Below are 18,544 nucleotides of genomic sequence, written 5' to 3'. Positions count from 1 at the left end.
GACTTTTATGACGCTGGCAAAGGTTGTTACCCATACCGAAGTGGCTGGAGCGCCTTATTTGAAACAGAGTTCCTTATCAATGTCAATTTTGCTGGAACCCCATTAATGGCATTAATGAAATGTTAAATTAAATATGCGATCGAGTTTGCGGTTTTGTGTTTTCTTTGTAGCTAATTGATTGTCTTCGGTTAAGGCCGCCGATATACTGCGCCACGTGGGTCATGGCTGCGGGTGTTTGAAACGCTTTGGCAAAGCCTGATGTGAAACCGAAAACTCGCGTTTTGGCTTTTTCAGAGTGTTTTGGTAACAAAAAACCAACAATCACCATTCCGTGCCCTCAAGTGTGAGTTAAAACAATAACTAACGTGCTCAATGGAGCTGAGTGGGCAAGCGTGAAAAACAAACAGAGACCGGTCAACCTCGACCTACAGACGATCAGCTTTCCTGTCACTGCCATTGCATCCATCCTGCACCGTGTTTCAGGGGTCATTACCTTTGTTGCACTGGGCATCTTGCTGTGGATGCTTGGTACTTCACTCGCCTCTCCCGAAGGGTTTGAAACCGTGGTTGCCATCATGGACAACTTCCTGGTCAAACTCGTGCTGTGGGGGATCCTGACTGCGCTGGCATACCACATTGTGGGCGGCTTGCGTCATCTGGTCATGGATATGGGCTATTGGGAAGAGCTGGAATCCGGCAATCAGAGCGCCCGCGTGGCCTTCGTGATCACCGCGATCCTGGCTGTATTGGCGGGAGTGCTTGTATGGTAACCAATTCTGCAACCTTCGGGCGCAGCGGCGTTCATGATTACATCCTGATCCGCGCCACCGCCCTCATCATGACCTGTTATGTCCTCTATCTGGTGGGCTTTGTCGCGTTCAACGACATCACCTACGAGGTGTGGGCAGGCTTCTTCGCCAAAACATTCACCAAAGTATTCACCCTGTTGACCCTGCTCTGCGTACTGATCCACGCCTGGATTGGTCTGTGGCAGGTGCTGACTGACTATATCAAGCCGGTAGGGCTGCGCGGGGCGCTGCAATTTGCCCTGGTCGTGGTGCTGTTTGTCTATCTGATGACGGGTTTCGTCGTGCTGTGGGGTGTGTAAGGTGACTATTCCAACTCGTGAATTTGATGCGGTGGTGATTGGTGCCGGTGGTGCCGGTATGCGCGCCGCGCTGCAGATTGCCCAGTCCGGCAAGAGCTGCGCTCTGTTGTCCAAGGTTTTTCCAACCCGTTCTCACACTGTCTCCGCCCAGGGCGGGATCACGGTTGCGCTGGGCAATGCCCACGATGACAACTGGCAGTGGCATATGTATGACACGGTAAAAGGTTCCGATTACATCGGTGATCAGGAAGCCATCGAGTACATGTGCAAAACCGGTCCCGAGGCTATCTATGAGCTGGAGAACATGGGGCTGCCCTTCTCCCGTTTCGATAACGGGTCTGTCTACCAGCGTCCGTTTGGTGGTCAGTCCAAGAATTTCGGTGGCGAGCAGGCTGCTCGTACCGCAGCGGCCGCCGACCGTACCGGTCACGCCCTGCTGCACACCCTTTACCAACAGAACGTCAAGAACAAGACCACCGTTTTCTCCGAGTGGTATGCGCTGGATCTGGTGAAAAACCAGGATGGCCATGTGGTGGGTTGTACCGCCATCGATATGGAGAGCGGTGAAGTGGTCTACTTCAAGGCCAAGGCCACTGTGCTGGCGACTGGCGGTGCCGGTCGTATCTACCAGTCCACCACCAATGCCCACATCAATACAGGTGACGGTGTCGGTATGGCGCTGCGTGCCGGCGTCGGCGTGCAGGACATGGAGATGTGGCAGTTCCACCCGACCGGTATCGCCGGGGCAGGGGTGCTGGTAACCGAAGGCTGCCGTGGTGAAGGCGGCTATCTGCTCAATAAAGATGGCGAGCGCTTCATGGAGCGTTACGCGCCAAACGCCAAGGACTTGGCCGGTCGCGACGTGGTTGCCCGCTCCATCATGATCGAGATCCGCGAAGGCCGTGGCTGCGATGGTCCCTGGGGTCCGCACATCAAGCTCAAGCTGGATCACCTCGGCAAAGAGGTGCTGGAATCCCGTCTGCCGGGGATCTGCGAGCTCTCTCGCACCTTCGCCCACGTGGATCCGGTCAAAGAGCCGATCCCGATCATCCCGACCTGCCACTACATGATGGGCGGCGTGCCGACCAACGTGAATGGCCAGTGCCTGACCCAGGACAAGAACGGCAACGACGTGCCGGTGGTCGGTCTGTTTGCGGTGGGCGAGATTGCCTGCGTCTCCGTACACGGTGCCAACCGTCTGGGTGGCAACTCCCTGCTGGATCTGGTGGTCTTCGGCCGCGCTGCCGGCATGCATCTGGTCAACACCCTGGGCGAGATGGATCACGGCCGTGATGCTTCCGAGTCGGATCTGGATGCCGCATTGTCCCGCTTCAACCGCTGGGAAAATTGCCGTGACGGGGAAGACCCGGTGCAGATCCGCAAAGACCTGCAGCGCTGCATGCAGAACAACTTCTCGGTGTTCCGCGAAGGTGCGGCGATGGCAGAAGGGCTGGCCGAACTCAAGGTTATCCGCGAGCGCCTCAAGTCAGCCCGTCTGGATGACACCTCCAAAGAGTTCAACACCCAGCGCATCGAGTGCCTGGAGCTGGACAACCTGATGGAGACGGCGTTTGCCACGGCGGTTGCCGCCAACTTCCGTACCGAGAGTCGCGGTGCTCACTGCCGCTTCGACTTCCCGGATCGCGACGATGAGAACTGGCTGTGCCACAGCCTCTATCATCCGGACACCGAGTCCATGACCCGTCGCGCTGTCAACATGTCACCCAAGACCCGTGAGGCGTTCCCGCCCAAGGTCCGGACTTACTGATTGCGGAGCCAGCCCTATGAACGTCACATTCTCTGTCTACAGATACAATCCGGATGTTGATAACGTCCCCCATATGAAGGAATATCGTCTTGATATTCCTGAAGGTTCCGACATGATGGTGCTCGACGCACTGATCCAGTTGAAAGAGCTGGATCCCACGCTCGCCTTCCGCCGCTCTTGCCGCGAAGGGGTCTGTGGATCAGATGGTCTCAACATGAATGGCAAGAACGGTCTTGCCTGTATCACCCCGCTCTCCGACCTGCTGAAGAAGGGCAATAACGTCGTTATCCGTCCCTTGCCCGGCCTGCCGGTGATCCGTGATCTGGTGATCGACATGACCCAGTTCTACACCCAGTGGGAGAAGGTCAAACCCTTCCTCATCAATGATGACAAGTTGCCGCCGGTGCGTGAGCACCTGCAATCCCCCGAAGAGCGCGCCAAGCTTGACGGCCTGTACGAGTGCATTCTCTGTGCCTGCTGCTCCACTTCGTGCCCCTCCTTCTGGTGGAATCCCGACAAGTTCATCGGCCCGGCCGGGCTGCTCGCCGCCTACCGCTGGCTGGCTGACAGCCGCGACACCGCGACCACCGAACGACTGGGGAATCTGGACGACGCATTCAGCGTGTTCCGCTGCCATGGCATCATGAACTGCGTGAACGTCTGTCCGAAAGGCTTGAATCCGACCAAGGCGATTGGCCAGATCAAGTCGATGTTGCTCAATCGGGCTGTTTAGTATCAGGGCCGGCCAGGTGCTGGCCCGACCTCTGGATAGCCATCCGACCCGTGGCAGGATGGCTATTTGACCCCTACAAGCTGCGCAGCAGTAACAAGAAGTACAAGGGATAGAAATGCATAACGGCGTGATGAAGGCCTGGTTGGAGTCATCTCACCTGGCTGGTGCGAATGCAAGCTATATCGAGGATTTGTACGAATCCTTCCTGGAAAATCCTGACTCCGTGTCCGACGAGTGGCGCAGCCTGTTTAGCGAGCTGCCCCAGGTCAATGGCCATGCGGTTGAACAACCCCACTCCCAGGTCCGCGATTATTTCCGTCGTCTGGCCAAGGATCCCTCTCGCTACAGTGCCCCCGTCTCCGATCCGCAAGTGGATGCCAAGCAGGTGCGGGTATTGCAGCTGATCAACGCCTTCCGTTTCCGTGGTCACCAGAATGCCAATCTGGACCCGCTGGGCCTGTGGCAGCGTGAAACCGTTGCCGAACTGGATCCTGCGTTCCACAACCTGCAGGGCGCAGATATGGAGGCCACCTTCAATGTGGGCTCCTACGCCATCGGTCGTGAGACCATGGTGCTCTCCGACCTCTACGCCTCGCTGAAGAAGACCTATTGCGGCTCCATCGGCGCCGACTACATGCACCTCACCTCCACGGAAGAGAAGCGCTGGCTGCAACAGCGTCTCGAATCCATTGAAGGGAAGGGGAGTTACACCCTCGAAGAGAAGACCCGTTTCCTCGAGAGCCTGACCGCCGCCGAAGGGTTGGAGAAATATCTGGGCGCCAAGTTCCCGGGAGCCAAGCGCTTCTCGCTGGAAGGTGGCGACGCCATGATCCCCATGCTCAAGGAGCTGATCCGTCGCGCCGGTGAGCAGGGCTGCAAAGAGGCCGTTATCGGTATGGCCCACCGCGGTCGCCTCAACGTGCTGATCAACGTGCTGGGCAAGCGCGCTCAGGATCTGTTCGACGAGTTTGCCGGCAAGCATGGCGAATCCTGGGGTACCGGTGATGTGAAGTACCACATGGGCTTCTCCTCCGACTTCGCCACCCCGGGTGGCAACGTCCACTTGGCGCTGGCGTTCAACCCCTCTCACCTCGAGATTGTCAACCCTGTGGTCATCGGCTCGGTCCGTGCCCGTATGGATCGTCGTGGTGACAAGGATGGTTCCAGTGTGCTGCCCATCACCATTCACGGTGACTCGGCCATGGCCGGTCAGGGCGTGGTGGCCGAGACCTTCAACATGTCCCAGACCCGCGCCTATGGTGTCGGCGGGACGGTGCGCATCGTCATCAACAACCAGGTCGGTTTCACCACCTCCTATATCCGTGACCTGCGCTCCACCGAATATTGCACCGACATCGCCAAGGCGGTGCAGGCGCCGGTGCTGCACGTCAACGGGGATGACCCGGAAGCCGTGGTGCTGGTGACCCAGATTGCACTGGATTACCGCAATACCTTCAAACGCGACGTGGTGATCGAGCTAGTCTGCTACCGTCGTCACGGTCACAACGAAGCGGATGAGCCGAGCGCCACCCAGCCTTTGATGTACCAGAAGATCAAGCAGCACCCGACCCCGCGCAAGATCTACGCCGATCAGCTGGTGGCCGAGGGGAGCTTCGCCCAGGAGCGGGCGACCGAACTGGTCAACGAGTATCGCGAAGCGCTGGATCGCGGCGAGCGGGTGAGCAAGGAGTGGCGGCCGATGGAGCTGCACTCCGTCGACTGGACCCCTTATCTGGGCCACGACTGGAACATGGCCTATGAGAGTGCCGTGCCGATGGATCACCTCAAGAGCCTCGGCGAGCGGGTGAGCCAGTATCCGGCGACTCACGTGCTGCAGCGTCAGGTCGAGAAGATTTACGAAGACCGCCGTCTGATGGCCGCCGGCGAGAAGCTGGTGGATTGGGGCTTTGCTGAAACCCTGGCCTACGCCACTCTGGTGGATAAGGGGTCCCGCATCCGCTTTACCGGTGAAGACTCCGGCCGTGGCACCTTCTTCCACCGCCACGCCGTGCTGCACAGCCAGACCGATGCCAGCACCTACACCCCGCTGTGCAACCTGCACGACGAGCAGGGCCCGTTCGAGGTGTATGACTCTGTGCTGACCGAGAACGCGGTACTAGCCTTTGAATATGGTTACGCCAGCGCCGAGCCGGCAGGCCTCACCATCTGGGAAGCCCAGTTCGGCGACTTCGCCAACTGTGCCCAGGTAGTGGTGGATCAGTTCCTCTCCTCCGGTGAGCAGAAGTGGGGCCGGATGTGCGGCCTGACCATGCTGCTGCCGCACGGTTACGAGGGGCAGGGGCCGGAGCACTCCTCCGCTCGTCTGGAGCGTTATCTGCAGATGTGTGCCCAGCACAACATGCAGGTGTGCGTGCCCTCTACCCCGGCGCAGGTGTTCCATATGCTGCGTCGTCAGGTAGTGCGTCCGATGCGCCGTCCGCTGATCGTCATGACGCCCAAATCCCTGCTGCGCCACCCGCTGGCGGTGAGCAAGCTTGAAGAGCTGGCGGAAGGTACCTTCCAGAACGCCATCGGCGAGATCGATGCGCTGGATCCGAAAGCGGTCAAGCGGGTGGTCTTCTGCTCCGGCAAGGTCTACTACGACCTGCTCGATGCCCGTCGCAAGGCCGAGCAGCAAGATGTGGCACTGGTGCGAATTGAGCAGCTCTACCCCTTCCCGGAAGAGGAAGTGCGCGCCATTCTGGCCGATTACAGCCACGTCACCGACTTTGTCTGGTGTCAGGAAGAGCCGCAGAACCAGGGCGCCTGGTACTGCACCCGTCACCACTACGATGGCGTGCTGCCAGCCGGAGCCACCCTGCGTTATGCCGGTCGCCCCGCGTCAGCCTCACCGGCCGTCGGTTACATGTCTGTCCACGCCAAGCAGCAAAAAGCCTTGGTGGAAGATGCCCTTACCCTGTAAAGCCTCTGGCATAGAAGTAAAAAGGAACTGATTGGATGACTATCGAAATCAAGGTACCGGATCTGCCGGAATCAGTGGCGGATGCCACTATCGCCACCTGGCACAAAAAACCGGGCGATCTGGTCGCCCGTGACGAAGTGCTGGTCGACATCGAGACCGACAAGGTGGTGCTGGAAGTGCCGGCACCGCAAGCCGGTGTGCTGGGGGATATTCTGCAAGGGGAAGGGGCGACTGTGTTGTCCCGTCAACTGATTGCCATCCTCACCGCCGCCCCGGTGGCCGGTGAAGAGACCAAAGAGAAACCCGCTGAAGCGGTGGCCGATGATGGTGCCGATGGCTTGAGCCCCTCGGTGCGCCGCCTGATTGGCGAGCACGACATCGACGTGACCAAGCTGACCGGTACCGGCAAGGGTGGTCGCATCACCAAGGATGATGTGGAAGCCTTCATCAAGGCCAAGAGCCAGCCTGCGGCAGCCGCACCGGTTGCAACTGCAGCCCCGGCAGCCAAGGTTGCCCCGCTGGGTGGTCGCACCGACAAGCGGGTACCGATGACCCGTCTGCGCAAGCGCATTGCCGAGCGTCTGCTGGAAGCGAAAAACACCACCGCCATGCTGACCACCTTCAACGAGGTCAACATGAAGCCCATCATGGATCTGCGCAAGAAGTACGGCGAGATCTTCGAGAAGAAGCACGGCATCAAGCTCGGCTTTATGTCCTTCTACGTGAAGGCGGTAGTGGAGTCCCTCAAGCGCTATCCGGAAGTGAACGCGGCGCTCGATGGTGATGACGTGGTTTATCACAACTACTTTGACGTCAGCATCGCCGTCTCTACCCCCCGAGGTCTGGTGACGCCGGTGCTGCGCGACTGCGACAACATGAGCCTGGCGGACATCGAGAAGGCCATCAAGGATCTGGCGGGCAAGGGCCGTGACGGCAAGCTTACCGTGGATGAACTGACTGGCGGCAACTTCACCATCACCAACGGTGGCGTGTTCGGTTCCCTGATGTCTACCCCGATCATCAACCCGCCCCAGAGCGCCATTCTTGGCATGCACAAGATCCAGGATCGCCCGATGGCCGTTGACGGCAAGGTCGAGATCCTGCCGATGATGTATCTGGCGCTCTCCTACGATCACCGTCTCATCGACGGACGCGAATCGGTAGGCTTCCTGGTCTCCGTCAAGGAGCTGCTGGAAGACCCGACCCGTCTGTTGCTGGACGTCTAAGCCTGTGGCACCCGGGCAAGGGGTTTGCGCCCCGAGCCGGATGTGCTGCTGGACGTTTGAGTAATACCCGAGCGATTGAAAGATAACGAGGGGCCGCCCAGGCCCCCATTCACAGGGGATTGAGAAACACCAGCCCCGGACGGAAATACCTACAACACGGATAGAGCATCTATGAATCTGCATGAATATCAGGCAAAACAGCTGTTTGCCGAGTATGGCCTGCCGGTCTCCGAAGGTTATGCCTGTGCTACCCCACAAGAAGCGGCCGAAGCGGCCGACAAGATTGGCGGCAATACCTGGGTCGTCAAATGCCAGGTACACGCCGGTGGCCGCGGTAAAGCGGGCGGGGTGAAAGTGGCCAAGAGCAAGGACGAGATCCGTGCTTTTGCCCAAAACTGGCTTGGCAAAAATCTGGTGACCTACCAGACCGATGCCAACGGCCAGCCTGTCACCAAGATCCTGGTGGAATCTTGCACCGACATCGCCAAAGAGCTCTACTTGGGCGCCGTGGTTGACCGTGGCTCCCGTCGCGTGGTCTTCATGGCCTCGACCGAAGGTGGCGTGGATATCGAGAAGATCGCCCACGAAACCCCCCATCTGATCCACAAGGCGGCTATCGATCCGCTGGTGGGTCCGCAGGCCTATCAGGCCCGCGAACTGGCCTTCAAACTGGGTCTGGTCGGCGATCAGATCAAACAGTTCACCAAGATCTTCATGGGTCTGGGCCAGATGTTCCTGGATTGCGATTTCGCGCTGCTGGAGATCAACCCGCTGGTGATCACCGCGCAGGGCAACCTGCACTGCCTGGATGGCAAGATCAACATCGACGCCAACGCACTGTATCGTCAGCCCAAGCTGCGCGAGATGCACGACCCGTCACAAGATGATCCCCGCGAAGCGCACGCCGCCCAGTGGGAGCTCAACTATGTGGCCCTCGATGGCAACATCGGCTGCATGGTCAACGGCGCTGGTCTGGCCATGGGCACCATGGACATCGTCAACCTGCACGGCGGCAAACCGGCCAACTTCCTTGACGTCGGCGGTGGCGCCACCAAGGAGCGCGTAACCGAGGCGTTCAAGATCATCCTCTCCGACAGCAACGTCAAAGCGGTGCTGGTCAACATCTTCGGCGGCATCGTGCGCTGCGACATGATCGCGGAAGGCATTATCGGTGCGGTCAAGGAAGTGGGGGTCAAGGTGCCCGTCGTGGTCCGTCTGGAAGGCAACAACGCCGAGCTGGGTGGTATCAAGCTGGCCGAGAGCGGCCTCAACATCATTGCGGCCAAGAGTCTGACCGATGCCGCGCAGCAAGTCGTCAAAGCAGCGGAGGCCAACTGATGAGCGTACTGATCAACAAGGACACCCGAGTCATCTGCCAGGGCTTTACCGGCGGTCAGGGTACTTTCCACTCCGAGCAGGCGCTCTCCTATGGCACCCAGCTGGTGGGCGGCGTCTCCCCAGGCAAGGGTGGCACCACCCATCTGGGCCTGCCGGTGTTCAACACCGTCCGTGACGCGGTCGAAGCGACCGGCGCCACCGCCTCCGTCATCTATGTGCCGGCGCCGTTCTGCAAGGATGCCATCCTGGAAGCGATCGACGCGGGCATCAAGCTCATCGTCACCATCACCGAAGGCATCCCGACGCTGGATATGCTGGATGTCAAAGTGAAGCTGCAAGAGACCGGCGTGCGGATGATCGGCCCCAACTGCCCGGGTGTGATCACCCCGGGTGAGTGCAAGATCGGCATCATGCCGGGCCACATTCACAAGCCGGGCAAGGTGGGCATCGTCTCCCGCTCCGGCACCCTGACCTACGAAGCGGTCAAGCAGACCACTGACGAGGGTTTTGGCCAGTCCACCTGCGTCGGTATCGGTGGCGACCCCATCCCGGGTTCCAACTTTATCGACATTCTGGAGATGTTCCAGAACGACCCGCAGACCGAAGCGATCGTGATGATCGGCGAGATCGGCGGCAACGCCGAGGAAGACGCGGCCGCCTATATCAAGGCCCACGTCACCAAGCCGGTGGTCTCCTATATCGCCGGTGTTACCGCACCTCCCGGCAAGCGGATGGGCCACGCTGGCGCCATTATCTCCGGTGGCAAGGGTACCGCCGCCGAGAAGTTTGCCGCGCTGGAAGATGCTGGCGTGAAAACCGTCCGTTCCCTGGCCGATATCGGCAAGGCCCTGCGCGAAGTGACCGGTTGGTAATTCCTGTTAGCCGTTATCTCTAATAAAAGTGCCGCCCGATGGGCGGCATTTTTTATGGGTTTTAAAGTGGTTTGATTTAATCAATCATCGCGATTCAGGCGCTAAACGAATTTTATTACAGGAGACCAGAAACAGTGTGGATACTAAAATAGTCTGCGATTTGAACTTGTCAGATTGATTTGTTCCTTTACCCATTGCATCGAGTGACCTGTTTGTGGGGAATGCTAAAAGTCATGCAAGGATGTCAGTGAGATAACCTAGTGTCAGGAGGACATAATGATTTCACGTATTTTGGGAATTGGCTGCCTTACCAGTATCTGCTTGCCAACAGCATGGGCGGCGGATTGCCCGAACAGGCAACCGGGGCAGCATCTAGAGTTTCTTGGGCGTTCGGCTGACAATTCGGTATCACTATGGCTTTCAAGTCCCGGTTCCGGGGGTAATTTTCGCCTCTCTGCTCCCGGGGTATCTGAAATCGATAGTTGGAATGCAAACCGCGCGTCGTTGCACTTGAGTGTCTCACCTGTAGTACTTGATGACCTTAACGGGACTCACAAACTGGATCTCCTCAATGCGGATGGTTCTTTCAACTGCTTCCTCGATTCGAGAAACCAGACCAATCCGGTATTTCCAAATATTCCCCCGATCGATGGGGGAGACAGTAACGGTGGCACTGGTGGCGGAACCGGCGGTGGTGGCGGCAGCAATGGTGGCACTGGTGGCGGAACCGGCGGTGGGGATGGCAGCAATGGTGGTAGTGGTGGTGGCACCGGTGGTGGGAGTGACCCGATCCGCAATATTGTGACCAGTATCAGTGCAGATGCCTTGATGGGCTATTTGAGCGGCTCCCTCAGTATTTCAGATCGTGTCGTTGTCGGGCTTGACCAATTTGAAGATATTGCCAGTCAAAAGGGGTTGTGGCAGGTATGGGCTGATGTACGCCATACCGGAGTCTCCGATGATCGTAACGAGATAGACACATCCGGACATGCCAACAGCTTTTTGATCGGTATACACAGATCCCTTGGTAAAGACGGGCTGGGCGGTATTGCATTTGCCAATAGCAAAACCTCTCTTGGCACGTTTGGCAGTTCGGTACGAAATGAGGGGGACAGCTTCTTTGTTGGGCCATATGGCGGCTATAGGCTAGATACGCACTGGCTGCTGGATAGCTGGGCTGCATGGGGACGAACTGATAACGATACCGAACTCGATGTACTTAAAGGGAGTTTCAAGACAACGACCAGGTTGATCTCAGCCAACCTTACCGGTGGCTACGACGTTGGTGAGTATCTGCTGCGGCCCAAGCTTGCCCTCTTTTACAGTCACAATAAATCCGATGCGTTTGATTACACAGGCTCATTGCCTTATGCAAACCAGATTTATAACGTGACATTGCGGGTTAATGAAAACTCTTTTGAATATGCCACCAGTGAAGCATCAGGGGATATCAGTCGTATTTTCACCACAACCGATGGTGTTCAAATTATACCGGCCCTGCGTCTTGGGGTTCGTTATGATATTGAGCGTCCCAATGATGGTCAGATCCTGAATGAAAATCTGACAATGGAAAGTACGACCCCGTGGAGTGGATCTGCACGGATTGCACTGGCGGTAGCCCCTCAGCGTCATCAGCGTTTTGAAGTTATCACCGGTTATTACAGTATCGGGCGTCAGGACCTTGACCTCTGGGATATTAGATTTAACGCCGCTGTGAATTTTTAATTAGAGTTGTAACAATATATGTGCTGACCTTCGGGTCAGCACATTGTTATGGATGATTGCCGATGAAGATGTGGATAACTCGTCCACGATGAGGTCGCCTGAGAGGCCAAGCGTTAGAGCCTGGCGCAATATCAAGGTTAAGAGAAATAACTTATTTATCCGCCTTGCCCGCCGCATCGGCAAGTTTGGCCAGCTGTTTGTCATACCAGGCCACCGGGCGGTTTTCATCTTCCGCCCGCTCCTTGCGCCGGATGGCGTTGCGCACCGCCATGGCCCCCAGCCAGCGGAATGGCTCTGGCGGAAAATAGCCGCGCGGGCCGCTGACCAGCGCGCAGTCGCGCCACGGCTTGTCCTCCTCCCGCACTTCATCGCGCACCAAAGCCGCCAGGATCTGGCCGCCGATCCAGCTCTGGGCCACCCCGTTGCCGGAATAGCCGAGGCCATAGACGATATTGGGCTGCCCTCGCCAGTGGCCGAAGAAGGGGAGGCCATCTACCGAGCGGTCGGAGGCGCCGCACCAGCTGGCGGCGATGGGCACCTCTTTAAGCGCCGGAAAGAAGCGGCGCAGGGTGTGGGTGAGGGGGGCAAGATAACGGCTCGGTGCATCAAACTCGGCCAGATGGCGGTTGGCAAAGGCGAAGATGTTGCCCCCCTTGCCCAGCATCAGCCGCCCTTGCGGGGTGGAGCGGTAGTAATGCACAAAGGTGCGGCCATCCACCACGGAGCGGCCGTGCGCAAGCTGCTGGGCGGCAAGGGCATCCGGCGCGGGGTCGGTTATCACCATATCGGAGGAGACCAGCACGATACTGCGGCGAAACTCGCGAAAGTGCTGCACCATGGCGCTGTTGAGGGCCAGCACCACCTTGCGGGCACGCACCTCACCTTGCGGCGTTTGCACCCGTGCAGGCTGGCCCGCCTCAAGGCGCTGCATGGGAGAGTGTTCATAAACCTCGACCCCCAGCTCCCGCGCCACCCGCAGCAGGCCACGCACCAAGAGCGCCGGTTGTACCGAACCGGCGTGAGGGCTGTAGAGCCCCTCCAGATGGACGTGGGAGCCGCTCTGGCTTGCCACTTCACCCTCTGCAATCGCCTGCCACTGGTTGAGGTCGGCTCGCTTGAGTTCCCGCAATACCGGCTCCATCAGGCCGCGCTGCGCCTCGCTGGTGGCGGTGTAGCAGGTGCCCTCGACCCTCAGCTGTGCCTCTATGTTGTGCGTTTCGCAGAAGCGGGCGATCTCGTGTACCGCCTGCTCGGAGCGCTGCACCAGCCAGGCCGCTTGCTGCTCGCCGAAGAGGCGCTTTAACGTCAGGTATTTGGCCGACCAGGTGAGCAGGCAGCCGCCGTTGCGCCCGGAGGCGCCGCTGCCGCAGCGATCTTTTTCCAGCACTATGACGTGCAGGTGGGGCTCGGCCTGTTTAAGGGCGATGGCGCTCCACAGCCCGGTAAAGCCGCCACCGACGATGCAGACATCGGCCTCGTGGTTGCCGACCAGGGGCGTGGGCGGCGCGGGTTGTTCGGCGGCGAGCGCTTCGGCTAGCCAGAAGGGGAGAGTGGACATGATGACTCCTCGATAAGGTTATTGGTGGCGCCAACGCTGGGTGCGATCCAGCAGGGCGCGGCTTAAAAAGAGCTGGAGCAGCTTGACGGTGGCGGCGGCCAGCAGGATCAGGGTGGCCATGGCGGCGGCCGCGGCGGTATCGCCGGAATCCTCCATATTGAGCACGGCGATGGAGGCGAGCACGCTGTCGCTCGAATAGAGGAAGATCACCGCCGAGGTGGTGGTCATGGCGTTGACGAACAGATAGATAAAGATCTCCAAGAGCGATGGCAGGGAGGCGGGCAGGGTGACTCGCCAGAACGCCTTCCAGAGCGGAATGCGCAATGAGATGGCCACCAGCTCCAGCTCCTTGGGCAGTTGCTTGAGGCTGGTCAGCGCCGTCATATGACCCACGGTGTAGTAGTGAATGACGCAGGAGAGCACCATCAGCGGCAGAGTGCCATAGAGGCTGCCAAAGAGTGGATTGCCGTTGAAAAAGAAGATGTAACCCAGTCCCAGCACCATGCCGGGCACCGCCAGCGACAGCATGGCAAGCAGATGCAGCAGCTGGCGCAGCGGCGCGAAGTGGCGCCCCTTCTCCTGCGCCCAGGCCAGCACCATCACCAGCACGGTGCCGATCAGCGCGGTATAGAGGCCCAGCTGCAAGGTGTTGGTAAAGGGCTGCCAGCCGTAGACGCTGTTGCTGTCAAAGGCGTAGTGATCCAGCGTCAGAGCGAGGTTGTAGGGCCAGAACTGTACCAGCGAGCCGTAAACGGCCATCCCCACCAGCGCCAGAAACAGCAGGGCCCAGAGCGAACACCAGCCAAGCGCCAGCAGATCCCGCAGCCGATGGGGTTTGGGCTGATAGGGCACCGCCTTGGTGCTGCTCTGCTCCTGCATCTTGCTGCGCACTCTGTGCTCCAGCGCAAAGCTCAACAGTGCCGGCAGCAGCAGGGTGACGCTGGCAACGGCGCCCAGCGAGAAGTTCTGCATCCCGATCACCTGCCGGTAGATGTCGGTGGCCAGCACGCTGTACTGGCCGCCAATCACCTTGGCCACCCCGAAGTCGCAGATGGTGAGGGTGAAGACGGCGATGGCGGCGCTGAGCAGGCCATAACGGGCGGTAGGCAGGGTGACGGTGACAAAGGTGCGCCAGCCGCTGCAGCCGAGCACCCGGGAGGCTTCATAGAGGCGGGCATCGCTTTGGCCGAGCGCCGTGATCAGGATCATCAGGGCGTGGGGGAAGCACCAGAAGCCCAGACCGATGACGATGCCGATGGGGCCGTAGATGCTCTCGCCGCCGAGCAGCCCCTTGGCGATCCCCTGACTGCCAAACCAGTAGACCAGACTGATAGCGGGCAACAGGGAGGGCATCAGGAGCGGGATCAAACCGATGAGGCGAAACAGGCTCTTGCCCGGCATGCAGGTGCGGGTGAGGGCGTAGGCGTAGCCAAAGGCGATGGTCACCACCAGCGCGGTGATCAGCACCCCGAGCCAGAGGGTGTTGCCGATGGTGCGCCCCAGATGAGGGGAGTCGAAGTAGGCGCTGAAGTTGGCAAGGCCCACCCAGAGGCCGTTCTCATCCTGCAGGCTCTTTTGCAGCATGGTGAGCAGCGGCAACAGCAGACCGCCGGTGAGCAGGGCGATGCCGAGCACTAGCAGGAGCAGTTGCAGCAGCTGATCCCGGCTCCAGCCGCGACAGAGCCGCTGCCAGCGAGAGTCATGGCGGGCTGTCAATGGTGGCAGCAGGGAGGAGGTCGCAAAGGGGGCTGTCATGGGCGATCTCCTTCAAACAGCTGCATCGCTCCGGCGGGCCAGTGCAGCGAGCAGCGCATGCCGCTGCGCCAGCCACCCTGTTCGTGGCTGGGCAGCTCGTGGGTCGGGCGCTCCACCAGGATCTGCTGCGGGCCCAGATAGGTGTCGGCGGTGCAGATAAGGCGCTGGGCGGCGCCGAGAAACTCAACCTGATCGATGGTTGCTTCAACGCCATGTTGACCAAGATAGGGCTCGCTCGGCGCACTCAGGGTGATTGCCTCGGGGCGGATCGCCATCTGCAATTTGCTGCCGGCCGCGGCCCGATTGGCAAGTGTCAGCGGTTGTTCGTTGAGGCGCACCTGATTAGGGCTCAGCACCAGGGTCTCGAGGAAGTTCATGGTACCGACAAAGCTTGCCACGAAACGGCTGGCAGGCTGGTGGTAGATCTCCTGCGGGGTGCCCACCTGTACGATGCGGCCGCCCTCCATCACCACGATGCGGTCGGCCATGGTCAGCGCCTCTTCCTGATCGTGGGTCACCATGATGGTGGTGATGCCAAGGCGCTGCTGCAGGGCACGGATCTCGCTGCGAAGATGGGTGCGTACCAGCGCATCCAGCGCGCTGAGCGGTTCGTCCAGCAACAGCAGGCCGGGGGAGAGGGCCAGTGCCCGGGCCAGCGCCACCCGCTGCTGCTGGCCGCCTGAGATCTGGCTCGGGTATTTATGGGACTGGGCAGTGAGATCCACCAGCCCCAGCCAGTGATCGACCCGCTCCTTGATAAGATCCCGCGCCAGCCCCTGATTCTCAAGGCCGAAGGCGATGTTCTGGGCCACCGTCAGGTTGGGGAAGAGGGCGTAGGACTGAAACACGATGCCAAAATCGCGCTCCTGGGGCGGCAGCTGGGAGATGTTGCGCCCCCCTTGCCAGATCTCGCCGCTATCCGGCAGATCCAGCCCGGCGATGGCTCTGAGCAGGGTGGTTTTGCCGCAGCCGGAGGGGCCGAGAAAGCAGATAAACTCCCCCGGCTCAATGGTCAGAGAGATCCCCTTGAGGGCCTGAAAAGCACCGAACTGCTTGTTGAGATGTTGAATGTCCAGATAGGGCTGGGTCATGGTTCGACTCGCTACTGATTTGGTATATACCAGTTTGCGGGTGAAGTGTGACGGTCAGGTGATCGGGGGATGACAGCTTGATGACAGTCAAATGAGATCGGGTCGCCAGCAAGTGGCTGGGCACTGTGCGAATGGACTAAGCATCGCTAATTGAAGGCAATACAAACTCGGGAAGTTAAAACCAAAAAGCGAAGGCCAACACCTGTTGGCCTTCGACTGGCAGTTTATTGGCGGCGGTGTGTCTGGCGTGAACAAACCGCCGCCCTTCACGCTTACTGTTTGGCTTCGGTCTTGCCGTCGAAGCTGGCGCTCCACTGGGCCAGGATGGCGTTACGCTCGCGGGCTGCCCAGCTAAAGTCGTTGTCGATCATCTGGCCTTTGATATCCGCCGGATAGCCCGCTCTCGGTTGGGCTACATCGGGGATGGCGACCACGGCGAACGACTTGTTGTAGAGGGCGTTGGCCTGTTCGGTGGCGGCAAAGTCGAGCAGCTGTTTGGCGGCTTCCAGCTTGGGGGTGCCCTTGATGATGGCGGCGGCTTCCATATCCCAGCCCGACCCCTCTGTCGGGAACACCACCTCGATGGGGGCACCCTTGGCTTTGAGGCTGGTAGCCGGGAAGTCGAAGGAGATACCGATCACCGTTTCACCGCTGGCGGCCAGCTTGCAGGGGGCGGAGCCCGAGTGGGTGTAACGGTCGATGTTCTGGTGCAGGCCGTTCATAAATTGCCAGCCCTGCTGCTCACCCATGGTCTGCAGCCAGCCCGCAACGCTCAGGTAACCGGTGCCGGAGGAGCTGGGGTTGGGCATGATCACCTTGCCCTTGTAGATGGGCTTGGTGAGGTCGGCCCAGCTGGTGGGCGCCGGGATCCCCTGTTTTTCCCCCTCTACCTTGTTGAAGCAGATGGCGCTGAAGAAGGCGTCCAGACCGATCCAGTGCGGCTCGGCCTTGCTGTCGCGAAAGCGGCTGTCGAGCTTATCCAGTCCTTTCGGTGCATAGGCATTGAGCATCTGCTGCTGATCGAGCTGCATCAGGCTGGTCGCCGCCAGTCCCCATACCACATCCGCTTTGGGCTGGGCTTTTTCTGCCAGCAAGCGGGCGGTGACCACGCCGGTGGAGTCACGCACCCACTTGATGTTGATATCCGGATGCTGGCGCTCGAACGCGGTTTTCAGCTCGCTGAGCTGCTCCGGTTCGAAGGCGGTATAGACGGTGAGATCGGTTGCGGCCAGTACCGGGGTGGTCATGGCAGCCAGCACGGCGGCGGCCAGCAGATGGGTTCCCTGTTTCATCCTCTTCTCCATATAAGTTGGCTTGGTATAAACCAGATTGGTCGAGTGAGAGGCTAGGGGATTTTTATGACGTGACCGTGACAGCCCCGTGACGTTTTGCTGTCCCTGATTTGTTCATGACTCATCCTGGGTATCCACCTCGATCTCCAGACTGTCGTGGCGCCAGTACTCCAGATCGAAGTCGAGCACCCTGCCGTGCTGATCGAAGTTGAGCCGCTCGAGGCGCAGGGCGGGCAGACCGGCGGTGGCACCCAGCGCCTTGGCCACTTCATCCGGCAGGGCGGTGGGGAAGAAGCGCACCAGCATGCGGGCGTAATGAAGATCGTAATGGGCCTGATAGATCTCGGTCAGGCTGCCGTTGAGATCCAGCTCCAGCAGGCCGGGCACCCGTTCGGGCAGGCAGTGGTTCTCGCAGTAGCAGATGGCGCGCCCGTTGGCGTAGCGCAGCCGTTTGAGCAGAAACAGGCTGTCGAACGGCTTGAGCTGCAGTTGCTCCATCAACGCGGGTGGCACCGCCTGGCGGCTTTTCTCCAGCAGCTCGGTGCGCGGCTCGCCCCCTTGCTCCCGCACTATCTGGTGAAAGTTGGAGGTGCGTCTGGGGTTCAAGCGAAAGCGCGGCGGGGTGACAAACCAGCCGCGGCGATCCTCCCGATAGATAAGGCCGTTTGCCTCCAGCTGCACCAGTGCCTCGCGAATGGTGACCCTTGTGGTGCCATAGAGTTCCCCCAGCAGCCGCTCGGAGGGGAGCTTGTCGTTGGGGGCCAGCCCCCCTGCCAGGATCTGGTTGGCGAGGGCATCCTTGATCTGCAGATATTGCGGTTTGCTCATGAAAATCCCTGGTTATGCAATAAGTTGGGCAATGGGCTGGGCACAGGGCAGGTCATTTGCGCGGTCGTTAAACGGCGGCGTCAAAAATATTGGTAGATACCAGCATCGCCCCTGCTGTTCAGGCTTCCTAGATTATCGCGATCCCGGCGCTGAAAATGAATTTTTTGTTGCACGTAGCGCCACCCCTTTGACCTTGGCGGGGCAGTTACCCACAATGCGCTCATTCTGGTATATACCAAAAAGGAGCGAAGTCATGACCCATATTCCTGTGGCCCCCGCCGCCGTCGATTACCTGCTGCTGACCCCGGGCCCCCTCTCGACTACCGC

The 18,544-nt window shown here is 59.6% G+C and carries 16 protein-coding genes; 10 read left to right on the top strand and 6 right to left on the bottom strand.

What is annotated here, in order from left to right; translation table 11 throughout:
- Positions 1-127 precede the first annotated feature (127 nt).
- Positions 128-328: a hypothetical protein gene (locus tag AACR14_RS10305; RefSeq protein ID WP_124929313.1), complete on the bottom strand. Its 201-nt coding sequence runs from the start codon at positions 326-328 to the stop codon at positions 128-130.
- A 64-nt stretch (positions 329-392) separates the two neighbouring features.
- Between AACR14_RS10305 and sdhC the strand changes: the two genes are divergently transcribed.
- The 9 genes from sdhC to AACR14_RS10260 all read left to right on the top strand — a co-directional run bounded on the left by sdhC (position 393) and on the right by AACR14_RS10260 (position 11,693).
- Positions 393-770, top strand: a complete 378-nt coding sequence (gene sdhC, locus AACR14_RS10300) for a succinate dehydrogenase cytochrome b556 subunit (protein WP_005333571.1) — start codon at positions 393-395, stop codon at positions 768-770.
- A complete protein-coding gene (gene sdhD, locus AACR14_RS10295) occupies positions 764-1,108 on the top strand; it encodes a succinate dehydrogenase, hydrophobic membrane anchor protein (protein WP_005333558.1) in 345 nt (114 codons plus the stop codon). Before sdhC ends, sdhD begins: the two co-directional genes overlap by 7 nt.
- Position 1,109: 1 nt before the next feature.
- Positions 1,110-2,876, top strand: coding sequence for a succinate dehydrogenase flavoprotein subunit (gene sdhA, locus AACR14_RS10290; RefSeq protein WP_026035029.1), 1,767 nt, complete (start codon positions 1,110-1,112; stop codon positions 2,874-2,876).
- A gap of 16 nt (positions 2,877-2,892) precedes the next feature.
- Entirely contained in the window at positions 2,893-3,609 is a 717-nt protein-coding gene (locus tag AACR14_RS10285) for a succinate dehydrogenase iron-sulfur subunit (protein WP_005333549.1), read from the top strand.
- A gap of 115 nt (positions 3,610-3,724) precedes the next feature.
- On the top strand, positions 3,725-6,532 hold the full coding sequence (gene sucA / locus AACR14_RS10280) for a 2-oxoglutarate dehydrogenase E1 component (RefSeq protein WP_019446101.1): 2,808 nt from the start codon (positions 3,725-3,727) through the stop codon (positions 6,530-6,532).
- 35 nt (positions 6,533-6,567) lie between these two features.
- Positions 6,568-7,758: a 2-oxoglutarate dehydrogenase complex dihydrolipoyllysine-residue succinyltransferase gene (gene odhB / locus AACR14_RS10275; RefSeq protein ID WP_019446100.1), complete on the top strand. Its 1,191-nt coding sequence runs from the start codon at positions 6,568-6,570 to the stop codon at positions 7,756-7,758.
- Between the two features lie 171 nt (positions 7,759-7,929).
- Positions 7,930-9,096, top strand: coding sequence for an ADP-forming succinate--CoA ligase subunit beta (gene sucC, locus AACR14_RS10270; RefSeq protein ID WP_005361097.1), 1,167 nt, complete (start codon positions 7,930-7,932; stop codon positions 9,094-9,096).
- The gene (gene sucD / locus AACR14_RS10265) at positions 9,096-9,968 is read left to right on the top strand and encodes a succinate--CoA ligase subunit alpha (RefSeq protein ID WP_005333542.1); all 873 of its coding nucleotides are present in this window, start codon (positions 9,096-9,098) and stop codon (positions 9,966-9,968) included. Before sucC ends, sucD begins: the two co-directional genes overlap by 1 nt.
- 276 nt (positions 9,969-10,244) lie before the next feature.
- Positions 10,245-11,693: an autotransporter outer membrane beta-barrel domain-containing protein gene (locus tag AACR14_RS10260; protein ID WP_083851949.1), complete on the top strand. Its 1,449-nt coding sequence runs from the start codon at positions 10,245-10,247 to the stop codon at positions 11,691-11,693.
- Between the two features lie 151 nt (positions 11,694-11,844).
- Here AACR14_RS10260 and AACR14_RS10255 read toward each other — a convergent pair whose 3' ends face one another.
- The 5 genes from AACR14_RS10255 to phnR all read right to left on the bottom strand — a co-directional run bounded on the left by AACR14_RS10255 (position 11,845) and on the right by phnR (position 18,217).
- Entirely contained in the window at positions 11,845-13,251 is a 1,407-nt protein-coding gene (locus AACR14_RS10255; protein ID WP_019446097.1) for an FAD-dependent oxidoreductase, read from the bottom strand.
- 18 nt (positions 13,252-13,269) lie between these two features.
- The gene (locus AACR14_RS10250; RefSeq protein WP_019446096.1) at positions 13,270-15,006 is read right to left on the bottom strand and encodes a putative 2-aminoethylphosphonate ABC transporter permease subunit; all 1,737 of its coding nucleotides are present in this window, start codon (positions 15,004-15,006) and stop codon (positions 13,270-13,272) included.
- The gene (locus AACR14_RS10245; protein ID WP_019446095.1) at positions 15,003-16,097 is read right to left on the bottom strand and encodes a putative 2-aminoethylphosphonate ABC transporter ATP-binding protein; all 1,095 of its coding nucleotides are present in this window, start codon (positions 16,095-16,097) and stop codon (positions 15,003-15,005) included. The genes AACR14_RS10250 and AACR14_RS10245 overlap by 4 nt, the downstream gene beginning before the upstream one ends.
- Positions 16,098-16,369: 272 nt before the next feature.
- Positions 16,370-17,389, bottom strand: a complete 1,020-nt coding sequence (locus tag AACR14_RS10240) for a putative 2-aminoethylphosphonate ABC transporter substrate-binding protein (protein WP_019446094.1) — start codon at positions 17,387-17,389, stop codon at positions 16,370-16,372.
- Between the two features lie 114 nt (positions 17,390-17,503).
- On the bottom strand, positions 17,504-18,217 hold the full coding sequence (gene phnR, locus AACR14_RS10235; protein ID WP_019446093.1) for a phosphonate utilization transcriptional regulator PhnR: 714 nt from the start codon (positions 18,215-18,217) through the stop codon (positions 17,504-17,506).
- On the opposite strand from phnR, the gene AACR14_RS10230 reads away from it, so the two are divergent.
- A partial coding sequence (locus AACR14_RS10230) for a hypothetical protein (RefSeq protein WP_156808810.1) occupies positions 18,216-18,544 on the top strand: 329 nt, incomplete at its 3' end. The genes phnR and AACR14_RS10230 overlap by 2 nt on opposite strands.

This window comes from Aeromonas sp. 159 (assembly GCF_963862045.1).
In the GTDB taxonomy this organism is placed as follows: Bacteria; Pseudomonadota; Gammaproteobacteria; order Enterobacterales; family Aeromonadaceae; genus Aeromonas; species Aeromonas veronii.
The sequence above is the reverse complement of the archived record's forward strand: the minus strand, read 5'-3'. Positions and strand labels throughout refer to the sequence as shown.